13 protein-coding genes are annotated in these 16,259 nt (G+C 53.2%); 8 read left to right on the forward strand and 5 right to left on the reverse strand.

Going from position 1 to position 16,259, the window contains the following annotated elements:
• Positions 1-148: 148 nt before the first annotated feature.
• Complete coding sequence (gene rapA / locus FEK66_RS03535; protein ID WP_001117011.1) at positions 149-3,055, forward strand: RNA polymerase-associated protein RapA; 2,907 nt, start codon at positions 149-151, stop codon at positions 3,053-3,055.
• Positions 3,056-3,066: 11 nt separating this feature from the next.
• Positions 3,067-3,726 (forward strand): bifunctional tRNA pseudouridine(32) synthase/23S rRNA pseudouridine(746) synthase RluA, encoded by a 660-nt coding sequence (gene rluA / locus FEK66_RS03540; RefSeq protein ID WP_000525176.1) that lies wholly within the window; start codon positions 3,067-3,069, stop codon positions 3,724-3,726.
• A gap of 117 nt (positions 3,727-3,843) precedes the next feature.
• Here rluA and djlA read toward each other — a convergent pair whose 3' ends face one another.
• The gene (gene djlA / locus FEK66_RS03545; RefSeq protein WP_130204881.1) at positions 3,844-4,659 is read right to left on the reverse strand and encodes a co-chaperone DjlA; all 816 of its coding nucleotides are present in this window, start codon (positions 4,657-4,659) and stop codon (positions 3,844-3,846) included.
• 254 nt (positions 4,660-4,913) lie between these two features.
• Here djlA and lptD point away from each other — a divergent pair, with 254 nt between their 5' ends.
• From lptD to apaH, 6 genes are read left to right on the forward strand one after another with little or no spacing between them, the layout of a single operon-like run.
• Positions 4,914-7,271 (forward strand): LPS assembly protein LptD, encoded by a 2,358-nt coding sequence (gene lptD / locus FEK66_RS03550; protein WP_135493448.1) that lies wholly within the window; start codon positions 4,914-4,916, stop codon positions 7,269-7,271.
• A 52-nt stretch (positions 7,272-7,323) separates the two neighbouring features.
• The gene (surA, locus tag FEK66_RS03555) at positions 7,324-8,610 is read left to right on the forward strand and encodes a peptidylprolyl isomerase SurA (RefSeq protein WP_105289210.1); all 1,287 of its coding nucleotides are present in this window, start codon (positions 7,324-7,326) and stop codon (positions 8,608-8,610) included.
• Positions 8,610-9,599, forward strand: coding sequence for a 4-hydroxythreonine-4-phosphate dehydrogenase PdxA (pdxA, locus tag FEK66_RS03560; protein WP_138211412.1), 990 nt, complete (start codon positions 8,610-8,612; stop codon positions 9,597-9,599). The genes surA and pdxA overlap by 1 nt, the downstream gene beginning before the upstream one ends.
• Positions 9,596-10,417 (forward strand): 16S rRNA (adenine(1518)-N(6)/adenine(1519)-N(6))-dimethyltransferase RsmA, encoded by an 822-nt coding sequence (rsmA, locus tag FEK66_RS03565; protein ID WP_130204875.1) that lies wholly within the window; start codon positions 9,596-9,598, stop codon positions 10,415-10,417. The genes pdxA and rsmA overlap by 4 nt, the downstream gene beginning before the upstream one ends.
• Positions 10,418-10,419: 2 nt before the next feature.
• Positions 10,420-10,797 (forward strand): Co2+/Mg2+ efflux protein ApaG, encoded by a 378-nt coding sequence (gene apaG, locus FEK66_RS03570; RefSeq protein WP_130204873.1) that lies wholly within the window; start codon positions 10,420-10,422, stop codon positions 10,795-10,797.
• A gap of 6 nt (positions 10,798-10,803) precedes the next feature.
• The gene (gene apaH / locus FEK66_RS03575; RefSeq protein WP_130204871.1) at positions 10,804-11,646 is read left to right on the forward strand and encodes a bis(5'-nucleosyl)-tetraphosphatase (symmetrical) ApaH; all 843 of its coding nucleotides are present in this window, start codon (positions 10,804-10,806) and stop codon (positions 11,644-11,646) included.
• Positions 11,647-11,723: 77 nt separating this feature from the next.
• Here apaH and folA read toward each other — a convergent pair whose 3' ends face one another.
• The 4 genes from folA to FEK66_RS03595 form a co-directional block, all read right to left on the reverse strand.
• Positions 11,724-12,203 carry a type 3 dihydrofolate reductase gene (gene folA, locus FEK66_RS03580; protein ID WP_135409456.1) on the reverse strand — a complete coding sequence of 160 codons (480 nt, stop codon included), beginning with the start codon at positions 12,201-12,203 and terminating at the stop codon, positions 11,724-11,726.
• 190 nt (positions 12,204-12,393) lie between these two features.
• Positions 12,394-14,256, reverse strand: a complete 1,863-nt coding sequence (kefC, locus tag FEK66_RS03585; protein ID WP_131161263.1) for a glutathione-regulated potassium-efflux system protein KefC — start codon at positions 14,254-14,256, stop codon at positions 12,394-12,396.
• A complete protein-coding gene (gene kefF, locus FEK66_RS03590; protein ID WP_000600725.1) occupies positions 14,249-14,779 on the reverse strand; it encodes a glutathione-regulated potassium-efflux system oxidoreductase KefF in 531 nt (176 codons plus the stop codon). Before kefF ends, kefC begins: the two co-directional genes overlap by 8 nt.
• A gap of 110 nt (positions 14,780-14,889) precedes the next feature.
• Positions 14,890-16,221, reverse strand: coding sequence for an MFS transporter (locus FEK66_RS03595; protein ID WP_135493447.1), 1,332 nt, complete (start codon positions 16,219-16,221; stop codon positions 14,890-14,892).
• Between the last annotated feature and the right edge of the window lie 38 nt (positions 16,222-16,259).

The raw sequence follows: 16,259 nt of genomic DNA on the forward strand, positions 1-16,259 counted from the left end.
GTCAGATACCATTTTGATGCGTGACGAATGCCTTGCCATCCAGTACCATAGCGCCCTTTCCATTCCTGGACCTGAATAACACCACTACCACATTAGCCTGGTAGCGGGTAGTTATTGCCTGCAATTAAAGATATAGAGCCAAACACATATGCCTTTTACACTTGGTCAACGCTGGATCAGCGATACAGAAAGCGAATTAGGACTTGGAACCGTTGTCGCGGTGGATGCGCGAACTGTCACATTACTTTTCCCATCTACTGGTGAAAACCGTCTGTACGCACGCAGTGATTCCCCCGTGACCCGCGTGATGTTCAACCCTGGTGATACCATTACCAGCCATGACGGCTGGCAGATGCAAGTCGAAGAAGTAAAAGAAGAAAATGGCTTGCTGACCTATATCGGTACTCGCCTGGATACTGAAGAGTCCGGCGTGGCCCTGCGTGAAGTTTTCCTTGATAGCAAACTGGTGTTCAGCAAACCGCAGGACCGTCTGTTTGCCGGGCAGATTGACCGTATGGACCGCTTTGCGCTGCGTTATCGCGCGCGTAAGTATTCCAGCGAACAGTTCCGTATGCCGTACAGCGGCCTGCGCGGTCAGCGTACCAGTCTGATCCCGCACCAGCTCAACATCGCTCATGATGTTGGTCGCCGCCACGCGCCGCGCGTTCTGCTGGCTGACGAAGTGGGTTTAGGGAAAACCATTGAAGCCGGGATGATCCTGCATCAGCAGTTGCTCTCTGGCGCTGCTGAACGTGTGCTGATTATCGTACCGGAAACTTTACAGCATCAGTGGCTGGTGGAAATGCTGCGCCGTTTCAACCTGCGCTTTGCGCTATTTGATGATGAGCGTTATGCCGAAGCTCAGCACGATGCTTACAACCCGTTCGACACCGAACAGCTGGTGATTTGCTCACTGGATTTTGCCCGTCGTAGCAAACAGCGTCTGGAACACCTCTGTGAAGCCGAATGGGACCTGCTGGTGGTCGATGAAGCGCATCACCTGGTGTGGAGCGAAGACGCGCCGAGCCGCGAATATCAGGCTATTGAACAACTGGCAGAGCACGTGCCGGGCGTTCTGCTGCTGACCGCAACCCCGGAACAGCTGGGAATGGAAAGCCACTTCGCCCGTCTGCGTCTGCTGGACCCGAACCGTTTCCACGATTTCGCGCAGTTCGTTGAAGAGCAGAAAAATTATCGTCCGGTTGCAGACGCCGTTGCCATGCTGCTGGCAGGTAACAAACTGAGCAATGACGAACTGAACATGCTCGGCGAGATGATCGGCGAGCAGGATATCGAGCCGCTGTTGCAAGCAGCAAACAGCGACAGCGAAGATGCACAGAGCGCCCGTCAGGAACTGGTTTCGATGCTGATGGATCGCCACGGCACCAGCCGCGTGCTGTTCCGTAACACGCGTAACGGTGTGAAAGGCTTCCCGAAACGCGAGCTGCACACTATTAAGCTGCCGCTGCCGACGCAGTATCAGACGGCTATTAAAGTCTCCGGCATTATGGGCGCACGTAAAAGTGCGGAAGATCGCGCTCGCGATATGCTCTACCCGGAGCGTATTTATCAGGAATTTGAAGGCGATAACGCCACCTGGTGGAACTTCGATCCGCGCGTTGAGTGGCTGATGGGCTACCTGACCAGCCATCGCTCTCAGAAAGTGCTGGTGATCTGCGCCAAAGCGGCCACTGCGCTGCAACTGGAGCAGGTACTGCGCGAACGTGAAGGTATTCGCGCCGCGGTGTTCCACGAAGGCATGTCGATTATCGAACGTGACCGCGCTGCCGCCTGGTTTGCTGAAGAAGACACCGGTGCGCAGGTACTGCTGTGCTCGGAAATCGGTTCTGAAGGACGTAACTTCCAGTTCGCCAGCCACATGGTAATGTTCGATCTGCCGTTCAACCCGGATCTGCTGGAGCAGCGTATTGGTCGTCTGGATCGTATCGGCCAGGCGCACGATATTCAGATCCATGTGCCTTATCTGGAAAAAACCGCTCAGTCAGTGCTGGTGCGCTGGTATCACGAAGGTCTGGATGCGTTCGAGCACACCTGCCCGACCGGACGCACTATTTACGATAGCGTATACAACGATCTGATTAACTATCTGGCTTCACCGGATCAAACCGAAGGCTTTGACGATCTGATCAAAAACTGCCGCGAGCAGCATGAAGCGCTGAAAGCACAGCTGGAACAGGGGCGTGACCGCCTGCTGGAAATCCATTCCAACGGTGGCGAAAAAGCCCAGGCACTGGCAGAAAGCATTGAAGAGCAGGATGACGATACCAACCTGATCGCCTTCGCCATGAACCTGTTCGATATCATCGGTATCAATCAGGACGATCGCGGCGACAACATGATCGTGCTGACGCCGTCCGATCATATGCTGGTGCCGGACTTCCCTGGTCTGTCGGAAGATGGCATCACCATCACCTTTGATCGTGAAGTGGCGCTGGCGCGTGAAGATGCGCAGTTTATTACCTGGGAGCATCCGCTGATCCGCAACGGTCTGGATCTGATCCTCTCTGGCGATACTGGTAGCAGCACGATTTCACTGTTGAAAAACAAAGCATTGCCGGTAGGTACACTGTTGGTAGAGCTGATTTACGTGGTTGAAGCCCAGGCGCCGAAGCAGTTGCAGCTTAACCGCTTCCTGCCGCCGACACCGGTACGTATGCTGCTGGATAAAAACGGCAACAACCTGGCAGCGCAGGTTGAGTTTGAAACCTTTAACCGTCAGCTTAACGCGGTTAACCGTCACACCGGCAGCAAACTGGTTAACGCCGTGCAGCAGGATGTTCACGCTATCCTTCAGCTGGGTGAAGCGCAGATCGAGAAATCTGCCCGTGCATTGATTGATGCGGCGCGTAACGAAGCCGACGAAAAACTGTCTGCCGAGCTGTCTCGTCTGGAAGCGCTGCGTGCGGTGAACCCGAACATTCGTGACGACGAACTGACCGCCATTGAAAGCAACCGTCAGCAGGTAATGGAAAGCCTGGATCAGGCAGGCTGGCGTCTGGATGCCCTGCGTTTGATCGTTGTGACGCATCAGTAACGGAGCCGAAAATGGGGATGGAAAACTACAATCCACCGCAGGAACCCTGGCTGGTTATCCTGTATCAGGATGACCACATTATGGTGGTCAACAAGCCGAGCGGTTTGTTGTCTGTACCGGGTCGTCTGGAAGAGCACAAAGACAGCGTGATGACGCGCATTCAGCGTGATTATCCGCAGGCAGAATCGGTGCATCGTCTGGATATGGCTACCAGCGGGGTGATTGTAGTGGCGCTGACCAAAGCCGCGGAGCGGGAATTAAAACGTCAGTTCCGCGAGCGCGAGCCGAAAAAGCAGTATGTGGCCCGCGTCTGGGGGCATCCATCCCCCGCAGAAGGTCTGGTGGATCTGCCGCTGATTTGCGACTGGCCAAACCGCCCGAAACAGAAAGTCTGTTACGAAACGGGTAAACCTGCGCAGACGGAGTATGAAGTGGTGGAGTATGCGGCGGATAACACGGCAAGAGTGGTGTTAAAGCCGATTACCGGGCGTTCACATCAATTGCGTGTGCATATGCTGGCGCTGGGTCATCCGATTCTCGGCGATCGTTTTTATGCTTCACCAGAAGCGAGAGCAATGGCACCGCGTTTGTTGCTACATGCAGAGATGTTGACGATTACCCATCCGGCATATGGCAATAGTATGACGTTTAAAGCGCCAGCGGATTTTTAATCGTCACGCTGGCGAAGTTCGGTAGGCCGGAGAAGGCGCTCACGCCACATCCGGCAATTTTGCGCCGATTGCCTGATGCGACGCGGGCCGCGTCTTATCAGGCCTACACTTTGAAACTTATTTAAATCCTTTCTGCTGCTTAATCAGCTCATACGCCTGCTGAATTTCCTGTGCTTTCTGCTTCGCCATCTCCATCATCTCAGGCGGCAAACCTTTCGCCACCAGCTTATCCGGATGGTGTTCACTCATCAGCTTACGGTAGGCGCGTTTAATGGTGGTCGCCTCATCCGTTGGCTTCACGCCCAGCACATTACAGGCATCTTCCAGCGTCGGGCCACGCTGCGCTTGCTGCCAGTTACCACCGCCGGACTGCTGCTGATAACCGCCGCCAAACTGTGCACCGCCCTGCATCATGCGCAGAAACTGATCAAACTGGGCGCGGGAGATCCCTAATTCTTCAGCAATGACATACAGCACCGCTCGCTCATTTGGATGCAGCGAACCATCAGCAAACGCCGCCTGAATCTGGATCTCCAGAAACATACGAATTAAATCAAAACGCCCGAAGCAGACACTGCGGAACTGACGCATCTTTTCGCGCAGTGGGTAATTGTCTGATTTTCCCACCCGGAACGCATTTTGCGCCGCAGTACGGGAAGCACCATGCAGATTCATTCGCTCCATCAGCTGGCTGGCGATATGAATATCAGCCTCGGTAACGCGACCTTTGGATTTGGTTAAATGCCCCATCACTTCAAAAGTGGTGGCAAAAAACAGCGCCTGACGCTCGCGCTGGTTGGCGAACCACGCCATCTTGCGGCTACGGGCTTTATCAAACATATGGCCAATTAACAGGCCTAACACTACGCCCCAAAAGCCGCCGCCCATCAGTAAGGCCACGGCCACGCCAATGATTTTTCCCCAATACTGCATATATTCCCCAAATGGACTTACGGAAACCAGCGCTATCTCCCACAATATAAAGGTGCTTTTACCGTTTTCCGGCTGCGGTCAATTGTGGGACATCGCCTATAATTTGCATTATCATACCTGTCATTCAATGCCGTGCCTAACACCACAGACGCTATTCGGACAGGATTAACACTAGCGTAGAGATGACGAGTACGTTAGTCTCTGACCGTTTGTCACGCGCAACGTTACCGATGATGGAACAATAAAATCAACGTATGAAAAAACGTATCCCCACTCTCCTGGCCACCATGATTGCCACCGCCCTTTATAGTCAACAGGGACTGGCAGCCGACCTCGCCTCACAGTGCATGTTGGGCGTGCCAAGCTATGACCGTCCTCTGGTACAGGGCGATACCAATGACCTACCCGTGACGATTAATGCTGACCATGCAAAGGGGAACTACCCCGATGACGCCGTGTTTAGCGGCAGCGTGGATATCATGCAGGGTAACAGCCGTCTGCAGGCCGATGAAGTACAGCTTCATCAAAAAGAGGCGCCAGGACAACCGGAGCCGATACGTACCGTCGATGCGCTCGGTAATGTCCATTACGACGATAACCAGGTGATCCTCAAAGGGCCAAAAGGCTGGACGAATCTGAACACCAAAGACACCAACGTCTGGGAAGGTGATTATCAGATGGTGGGGCGTCAGGGGCGCGGTAAAGCAGACCTGATGAAACAGCGTGGCGAAAACCGCTACACCATCCTGGATAACGGTACTTTTACCTCCTGTCTGCCGGGTTCTGATACCTGGAGCGTGGAGGGTAGCGAAATTATTCATGACCGCGAAGAACAAGTCGCGGAGATCTGGAACGCCCGTTTTAAAGTGGGTCCGGTTCCGATCTTTTACAGCCCCTATTTACAGTTGCCGGTGGGTGACAAACGCCGTTCTGGTTTCTTGATCCCGAACGCCAAGTACACCACCACCAACTACTTTGAGTTCTACCTGCCGTATTACTGGAACATCGCGCCAAATATGGATGCCACCATCACGCCGCATTATATGCATCGTCGTGGCAACATTATGTGGGAAAACGAATTCCGTTATCTCACCCAGGCCGGCGCAGGCTTGATGGAACTGGACTATCTGCCTTCGGATAAAGTCTATGAAGATGAACATCCAGAAGATAGCAATTCACGCCGTTGGTTGTTCTACTGGCAACACTCCGGAGTGATGGACCAAGTTTGGCGCTTTAACATCGACTACACCAAAGTCAGCGACCCGACCTATTTCAATGATTTTGATAATAAATATGGTTCCAGTACCGATGGTTACGCCACGCAAAAATTCAGCGTGGGCTATGCGGTGCAGAACTTTGACGCCACGCTTTCGACGAAACAATTCCAGGTTTTTGATGATACCAGTGGCAACAGCTATGCCGCTGAACCACAGTTAGACGTCAACTACTACCATAACGATCTCGGCCCGTTTGATACCCGTATTTATGGTCAGGCAGTGCATTTTGTTAATACAAACAGCAATATGCCGGAGGCTACTCGCGTTCATCTGGAGCCGACGATCAACCTGCCGTTATCTAACACCTGGGGCAGTATCAATACCGAAGCGAAGCTGCTGGCTACCCATTATCAGCAGACCAATCTCGACTGGTATAACAGCAACCCACAAAACAATAAGTTGGCAGATTCTGTTAACCGCGTAATGCCGCAATTTAAAGTTGACGGCAAAATGGTCTTCGAACGTGATATGGAAATGCTGGCGCCGGGTTACACCCAGACGCTGGAGCCGCGCGCACAATACCTGTATGTGCCGTATCGCGATCAGAGCGACATCTATAACTATGACTCCTCATTGCTGCAATCCGACTACTCGGGCCTGTTCCGGGACCGGACTTATGGCGGTCTTGACCGTATTGCTTCCGCGAACCAGGTCACGACCGGTATCACAACTCGCGTATATGATGATGCAGCCGTTGAACGTTTTAATATTTCCGTTGGTCAAATCTACTATTTCACGGAGTCTCGCACCGGCGATGACAACATAACATGGGAGAATGACGACAAAACGGGCTCACTGGTATGGGCAGGCGATACCTACTGGCGCATCTCCGAACGCTGGGGATTGCGTGGCGGCATTCAGTACGATACTCGTCTGGATAACGTAGCCACCAGCAACACCAGCATTGAATACCGTCGGGATGAAGACCGTCTGGTACAGCTGAACTACCGCTACGCCAGCCCGGAATATATTCAGGCTACGCTGCCTAAATACTATTCCACTGCCGAGCAGTATAAGAATGGCATTTCGCAGGTGGGTGCAGTCGCTAGCTGGCCAATCGCCGATCGTTGGTCGATTGTCGGGGCGTACTACTACGACACCAACGCGAACAAGCAAGCCGACTCAATGTTAGGTGTGCAATACAGCTCCTGCTGCTATGCGATCCGCGTCGGTTATGAGCGTAAGCTGAACGGTTGGGATAACGATAAACAACATGCGATATATGACAACGCAATCGGCTTTAACATCGAACTTCGCGGCCTGAGTTCCAACTACGGTCTGGGTACGCAAGAGATGCTGCGTTCGAACATTCTGCCGTATCAAAACTCTTTGTGATTTGTTGATTTACCACGTAATCCGCAGTGCGGTTAATTGAAATGGAAAAAGTATGAAGAACTGGAAAACGCTGCTTCTCGGTATCGCCATGATTGCGAATACCAGTTTCGCTGCCCCCCAGGTAGTCGATAAAGTCGCAGCCGTCGTCAATAACGGCGTCGTGCTGGAAAGCGACGTTGATGGATTAATGCAGTCGGTAAAAATGAACGCTGCCCAGGCAAGGCAGCAACTTCCTGATGACGCTACGCTGCGCCACCAAATCATGGAACGTTTGATCATGGATCAAATCCTCCTGCAGATGGGGCAGAAAATGGGGGTTAAAATCTCCGATGAGCAGCTTGATCAGGCGATTGCCAACATTGCCAAACAGAACAACATGACGCTGGATCAGATGCGCAGCCGTCTGGCTTACGATGGTTTGAACTACAACACCTATCGTAATCAGATCCGCAAAGAGATGATTATCTCGGAAGTGCGCAACAACGAAGTGCGTCGTCGCATCACTATCCTGCCACAGGAAGTTGAAGCTCTGGCGCAGCAAGTCGGTAATCAAAATGATGCCAGCACTGAACTGAACTTAAGCCACATCCTGATCCCGCTGCCGGAAAACCCGTCTTCTGAACAGGTGAATGAGGCAGAAACTCAGGCGCGTGCCATTGTCGATCAGGCACGTAACGGTGCAGACTTCGGCAAACTGGCTATCGCTCACTCTGCCGATCAGCAAGCGCTGAATGGCGGCCAAATGGGCTGGGGTCGCATTCAGGAGCTGCCGGGGATCTTCGCCCAGGCATTAAGCACCGCGAAGAAAGGCGACATTGTTGGCCCAATTCGTTCCGGCGTTGGCTTCCACATTCTGAAAGTTAACGACCTGCGCGGCGAAAGCAAAAATATCTCGGTGACCGAAGTTCATGCTCGCCATATTCTGCTGAAACCGTCGCCTATCATGACTGACGAACAGGCCCGCGTGAAACTGGAACAAATTGCTGCGGATATCAAGAGCGGTAAAACCACATTTGCTGCCGCAGCAAAAGAGTTCTCTCAGGATCCTGGCTCTGCAAATCAGGGCGGCGATCTCGGTTGGGCTACGCCAGATATTTTCGATCCAGCCTTCCGTGATGCGTTGACCCGCATGAATAAAGGTCAAATGAGTGCACCAGTTCACTCTTCATTCGGCTGGCATTTAATCGAACTGCTGGACACCCGTAACGTCGATAAAACCGATGCGGCGCAAAAAGATCGTGCATACCGCATGCTGATGAACCGTAAGTTCTCGGAAGAAGCAGCAAGCTGGATGCAGGAACAACGCGCCAGCGCTTATGTGAAAATTTTGAGCAACTAATGGTTAAACCCCAACGTGTTGTGATCACTCCCGGCGAACCCGCCGGGATTGGCCCGGACTTAGTTGTCCGGCTTGCACAGCGAGAGTGGCCAGTAGAACTGGTTGTTTGTGCCGATGCCACTCTCCTTACCGACCGGGCAGCGATGCTCGGTTTACCGCTTAACCTCCGCCCTTATTCCCCCGACTCCCCTGCGCAACCGCAATCTGCGGGAACGCTGACGCTACTTCCCATTGCACTACGTGTACCTGCCACTGCGGGACAATTAGCAGTTGAGAATGGGCATTATGTGGTGGAGACGCTGGCACGCGCGTGCGACGGTTGCCTTAACGGCGAATTTGCCGCGCTGATCACAGGTCCGGTGCATAAAGGCGTTATCAACGACGCAGGCATTCCGTTTAGCGGTCATACCGAGTTTTTCGAAGAGCGTTCACAGGCGAAAAAAGTGGTGATGATGCTGGCAACCGAAGAACTTCGCGTGGCGCTGGCAACAACGCATTTACCGCTGCGCGATATTGCTGACGCCATCACCCCTGCGCTTCTGCACGAAGTGATTGCTATTTTGCATCACGATTTACGAACCAAATTTGGTATTGCCGAACCGCACATTCTGGTCTGTGGCCTGAATCCGCACGCGGGCGAAGGCGGTCATATGGGCACGGAAGAGATAGACACCATCATTCCCGTTCTCGACGAACTGCGGTCGCAGGGGATGAAACTCAACGGGCCGTTGCCTGCCGATACCCTGTTTCAGCCGAAATATCTCGACAACGCCGACGCCGTGCTGGCGATGTACCACGATCAGGGTCTTCCCGTGCTAAAATACCAGGGCTTCGGGCGCGGTGTGAACATTACGCTGGGCCTGCCCTTTATTCGCACATCAGTGGACCACGGCACCGCGCTTGAACTGGCGGGACGTGGCAAAGCCGATGTCGGCAGTTTTATTACGGCGCTTAATCTCGCCATCAAAATGATTGTTAATACCCAATGAATAATCGAGTCCACCAGGGCCATTTAGCCCGTAAACGCTTCGGGCAAAACTTTCTCAACGATCAGTTCGTGATCGACAGTATTGTTTCTGCCATTAACCCGCAAAAGGGCCAGGCAATGGTCGAAATCGGCCCCGGTCTGGCAGCTTTAACCGAACCGGTTGGCGAACGACTGGACCAGCTGACAGTCATCGAACTTGACCGTGATCTGGCAGCGCGCCTGCAAACGCATCCGTTCTTAGGCCCGAAACTGACGATTTATCAGCAGGATGCGATGACCTTCAACTTCGGTGAACTGGCAGAGAAAATGGGCCAGCCGCTGCGTGTTTTCGGCAACCTGCCGTATAACATTTCCACGCCGTTAATGTTCCATCTGTTTAGCTATACTGATGCCATTGCCGACATGCACTTTATGTTGCAAAAAGAGGTGGTGAATCGTCTGGTTGCAGGACCGAACAGCAAGGCGTATGGTCGATTAAGCGTCATGGCGCAATACTATTGCAACGTGATCCCGGTGCTGGAAGTGCCGCCATCAGCCTTTACACCACCACCCAAAGTGGATTCCGCCGTCGTACGTCTGGTTCCGCACACGACGATGCCTTATCCGGTTAAAGATATTCGCGTGCTGAGTCGTATCACCACTGAAGCCTTTAACCAGCGTCGTAAAACCATTCGTAATAGCCTCGGCAACTTGTTTAGCGCCGATGTGTTAACGGGAATGGGGATCGACCCAGCGATGCGAGCGGAAAATATCTCTGTCGCGCAATATTGCCAGATGGCGAACTATCTGGCGGAGAACGCGCCTTTGCAGGAGAGTTAACGATGATCAATTCGCCCCGAGTGTGTATTCAGGTTCAAAGCGTCTATATTGAGGCACAATCTTCACCTGATAATGAACGTTACGTTTTTTCTTATACCGTAACCATACGCAATCTGGGGCGAGCGCCAGTGCAGTTGTTGGGGCGTTACTGGCTGATCACTAACGGCAATGGCCGTGAAACAGAAGTCCAGGGCGAAGGTGTGGTGGGCGTCCAACCGCATATCGCGCCTGGCGAAGAGTACCAGTATACCAGCGGCGCGATTATCGAAACGCCGCTGGGCACCATGCAGGGTCACTACGAAATGATTGATGAGAACGGCGTTCCCTTTATCATCGACATTCCCGTATTCCGACTCGCCGTTCCAATATTCATTCATTAAAAAACTATGGCGACATACCTTATTGGCGATGTTCATGGCTGTTACGATGAACTGATCGCATTGCTGCATAAAGTGGAATTTACCCCTGGGAAAGATACTCTCTGGCTGACGGGCGATCTGGTTGCGCGCGGTCCTGGTTCGCTTGATGTTCTGCGCTATGTGAAATCCTTAGGCGACAGCGTACGTCTGGTGCTGGGCAATCACGATCTGCATCTGCTGGCCGTGTTTTCAGGCATAAGCCGCAACAAACCAAAAGATCGTCTCACGCCGCTACTGGAAGCGCCTGATGCCGATGAACTGCTTAACTGGCTACGTCGTCAGCCTTTGTTGCAAATCGATGAAGAGAAAAAGCTGGTGATGGCCCACGCGGGGATCACGCCGCAGTGGGACTTACCGACCGCGAAAGAGTGCGCACGTGACGTAGAAGCGGTACTGTCAAGCGACTCTTACCCCTTCTTCCTCGATGCCATGTACGGCGATATGCCGAACAACTGGTCACCAGATTTGCGTGGTCTGGCGCGATTACGTTTTATCACCAACGCCTTTACCCGTATGCGCTTTTGCTTTCCAAACGGTCAACTGGATATGTACAGCAAAGAATCGCCGGAAGAAGCCCCTGCCCCGCTGAAACCGTGGTTTGCGATTCCTGGCCCTGTCGCTGAAGAGTACAGCATCGCCTTTGGTCACTGGGCATCGCTGGAAGGCAAAGGTACGCCGGAAGGTATTTACGCGCTGGATACCGGCTGCTGCTGGGGTGGTACATTAACCTGCCTGCGCTGGGAAGATAAACAGTATTTTGTCCAGCCGTCGAACCGGCATAAGGATTTGGGCGAAGCGGCGGCGTCTTAAACACAGCCTGATACAGGAAGGCCGGATAAGACGCAACCGGCGTCAAATCCGGCACTAGCCGTAAATTCTATACAAAATTACCGCCGCTCCAGAATCTCAAAGCAATAGCTGTGAGAGTTCTGCGCATCAGCGTCGTGGAATTCGCTGAATACCGATTCCCAGTCATCCGGCTCATAATCCGGGAAATGGGTGTCGCCTTCCACTTCCGCGTCGATATGCGTCAAATACAGTTTTTGCGCTTTCGGCAGGAACTGCTCATAAACGCGACCGCCGCCAATCACCATAATTTCTGGTACGTCACCACACGCCGCAATGGCTTCATCCACCGACTTCACCCACGTTACGCGCTCGTCCGTACCCGGCTGGCTGCTGATGACAATATTTTTGCGTCCAGGTAGCGGGCGACCGATGGATTCCCAGGTATGGCGGCCCATAATCACAGGTTTATTTAAGGTGTTGCGTTTAAACCAGGCGAGATCGGCAGGCAGATTCCACGGCATGGCGTTTTCCATGCCAATAACGCGATCTACCGCTAGCGCCGCAATCAAACTGATCATTGAAATTTCCCGATAAAAAAAATTGTCGTCACTATACGTAAAGCGTAAACCTTCGTCGACTGGCGAGAGGATGATGTTGAGGAAAATTTTTATTTTGCTGGCGAGTCCATAATCTGTTCGTGGACTCGCCGCAATACAATGAAATAAAAACAAATAGTTAGCTGTAAAGCGTGATTTACGTCACTCTTTATTAGGATAAGGGTTTCGTTTCCGGTTCATCCGCCATATTACCGGTATGTTTCCCCTCTTCAGTACCCTGCCAGCCATGCCGTTGGATGAGTGACAGATGTTCCCGGTCCTCGGTGATGATCTCGCTTAACATCGCGCTGGTGCGTTTATAGACCGCCGCGCGGGCTTTGGTATCGTTTTCGCCCATTGCCATCTCTTCCACCATTTCAATATTAAAGCGGCGGAACACATCGGCGCGTTCTCGCGCTTCATACGGCCCCAGACCTAAACTTTCCAGCGCCAGACGCCCGGTTTTCAGCGCACCTTCGAAGGTTTCACGCTCCGGCTTTTCAACGCCTGCCTGACGCAAACGAATGTAGTGGTCGACATCACGGGCGCGGGCAATAATCTGCAAATGCGGGAAATGTTCTTTCACCATCTCCGTCAGTTGCAGGTTGGTTTGCGGATCATCAATAGCGTTAATCAGCACTTCCGCTTTCGCCGCTCCGGCAGATTCCAGTAAATCCATCCGCGTGGCGTCGCCGTAAAACACTTTCATGCCGAATTTACGCAGCGTTTCGATATGGTCCGGGTCGTGATCGAGCACCACCATTTTCACCCCGCTGGAGAGCAGTAAACGCCCGGTGATCTGCCCAAAACGACCGAATCCGGCAATGATTACCCGCGGCTGTTCTTCGTCGATCTCATCGGCTTCACGCGCCTCTTCAGTAGAAGATTGCTCAAGGCGATTGAGGATCACCAGCAGGATCGGCGTTGCCGCCATCGACAGCGCCACCGCCAGAGTCAGCGATTTCGCCCACTCCGGCTCCAGCACATTCGCCATTTGCGCTGCACCAAATACCACAAAGGCAAACTCACTGCCCTGCCCTAACAGCACCGCAAACCAGCGACGCTGTTTATTTGGCACCTGCAACGGTCGGGCAATCAGCCACAGCATGGCAATTTTGATGATAAGGAAACCAAGCAGCAAAATAACAATACGCAATGGGTTTTCAATCAGCGTGCCAAAGTCTATCGACATGCCAACACCGATAAAAAACAGCCCCAGCAGCAAACCTTTAAACGGTTCGATATCGCTTTCCAGCGCATGACGATATTCCGAGCTTGCCAGCAGTACGCCCGCCAGAAACGCGCCCATCGCCATCGACAAGCCGACCTCTTCCAGCAGCAAACCAAAGCCAAACACGAGGAATAACGCCACGGCACTAAACACTTCCCGCAAGCCAGAGCGAGCAACAAAACGCAGCGCCGGACGCGTGACATAGCGCCCCAGCAGTACCACCAGCACCAGCGCGCCCGCCACTTTTAACGCCGACAGGGCAAATGCGCCCATCGTCGTCGAGGCACTGCTCGCCGCCAGTAGCGGGATCATCGCCACCAGCGGGATCGCCGCGATATCCTGGAACAGCAGCACCGCAAAGGCACTGCGGCCCATCTGCGTCATCATCAGATTGCGCTCATTCATCGCCTGCATGGCAATCGCCGTAGAGGAGAGCGCCAGCGTCATGCCGATCAGTTCCGCTACCTGCCAGCGCAGCCCAAGTAACATGCAGAACAGCCCCAGCAGGCCGCCGCAAATCACCATCTGCAATGCGCCACCGCCGAACACCGCCGCACGCAGCTTCCACAGCCTTTGTGGATCGAGTTCGAGGCCGATAATAAACAGCATCAGCACCACGCCGATTTCAGCAAAGTGCAGAATAGATTCGGCATCGGTCACCAGTCGCAGCCCCCACGGGCCAATAATGCAGCCAGCGATCAGATAGCCAAGTACAGATCCCAGACCGAGGCGTACCGCAATGGGTACAATCAGCGCCGCCGAACCAAGATAGATCAGCGCCTGAATCAGCGTATGACTATCCATGATGTGCCTCCTGCCATTCCAGCAGACGTTGTTTATAGTGACGCGCCTGCCCTTCGAGGGTTTCGTCATCACAAATAAAGGTGCAGTGCATGGCAAACGGTGGCAGCCAGTTCAGCCCGCAGTAGATTGCCGTCGCCTGTAGCGGCTGCGACAGCACATCAAAGCCCGGATGCGCACCAATCTCAAAATGGCTTTCCCCGCCGCCGGTCGTCACCGCCCACAGCAAATGTTTGCCATGCAGCGCCGTGCCGCCATGACCGTAAGCCCAGCCGTGGGAGAAGACTTTATCGATCCAAAGTTTAAGGAGCGGTGGAATGCTGTACCACTGCATCGGGTGCTGCCAGACGATCAGATCGGCGCGAGACAGCGCCTCCTGCTCGGCGGCGATATCGATATTGAAGTCAGGATAGAGTTGATAAAGAGAGCGAATTTCGACGCCTTCCAGCGTCCTTGCCTGTTCAAGCATCCGTTTATTCGCATGGGAATGATGCGGATACGGATGCGCATAAATTATGAGGATCATAGTTATTAGCCCGCGTGTTTACGCCTTTGTTTTCCCACAAAGTGTAGTCATATATTCACGCGGCTTATAGTCAATAATATTGATTCAGAAAAGAGAGAAATCTGAATAAATTACCCCGCTCGCAGCCTGCGAATCGTCATATTGCTGGTCTGCGCCAGTGACATCCCACGTGTTTCCGGGGCAAACGCTACGGAAATCAACAAGCCAAATAGCGAGATCCCCGCCCCCATCAGCATGGTGCTACTGATGCCGTAATTATTGATAAAGATTGGCAGCGCCCAGGTCGAAACAATGGTGCCAATACGGCTTAATGACATAATCACGCCCACGGCTGAAGCACGAATATCCGTCGGGAAGAGTTCATTAGGATAGAGCCACTGCAAATTACCTGGCCCGCCAGAGAAAAAGGCATACACCGCAAAAGCCATTACTACCAGCCAGATCCCCATATCCGGGATCAGCCCCAAAACCGCCAGCGCCAGCGTCATCATGGCAAAGCTGCCAATCAACAATGGACGCCGTCCGGCAGTGTTTAACCACAGCATCGGCGGAATACAGCCGAGCATAAAGAACAGGCTAATCACCACATTCCCCAGCGCCGCGTTTTTGCCAACCCCCAATCCCAACAAACCAACGATTTGCGGGCCAAAGGTGTAAATGGCGAACATTGGGATCACCTGGCAGGTCCAGATGGCGGCAACAAACAGAACAAAAGGAAAATGGCGGCGATTAAACAGATCGCGAAAACGGGTTTGCTGCGGCTGCTCTTCCTCGAAAGCCACCGGTTCGCCAAACAGTTTGATCATCATCTCTTCGCACTCTTTTACTCGCCCTTTGCGTAACAACCAGCGGGGAGATTCAGGCAGTTCGAATCGACCAATCAAAATCAACAAACAGGGGATCGCTGCGCTGCCCAGCATCCAGCGCCAGCCGCCTTCCACATCATAAAGCCAGTAGCCGACCAGATCGGCACAGGTCGCGCCGACATACCACATCGCGGCGATAAAGCTGATGGAAAACGCCCGCTGACGGGTGCTGGAGAACTCGGTGATCATTGAGGTGGCGATGGGATAATCTGCGCCGATAACAATGCCGATGAGTACCCGCATCACCAACAGTTCGACGGGGGATGAGACAAACATCGTCGCCACCGATATCACGCCGATGGCGATGATATCAATGAGGAACATTTTGCGCCGTCCGACTTTATCGGAGATATAGCCAAACAGCGATGTGCCAATGAACAGCCCGGCGAGCGTTCCCGCGCCCAGCAAGCCAATCCAGTCAGCGTCCAGTTTCAGCGCCGGAGTCAGTTGCTCCAGTGCCACGCCAATCATTACCAGTACATAACCATCCAGAAACGGCCCCCCGCTTCCCCACAGCAAAATGCGGCGGTGAATAGAGGAAAATTTAAGATCGTCAAAGTTTCTGGACGGTTGCATGGGTTATTCCTGTTTTTTTGCAATGAGAGTCAGTACGG

This window comes from Escherichia sp. E1130 (genome assembly GCF_005781065.1).
In the GTDB taxonomy this organism is placed as follows: domain Bacteria; phylum Pseudomonadota; class Gammaproteobacteria; order Enterobacterales; family Enterobacteriaceae; genus Escherichia.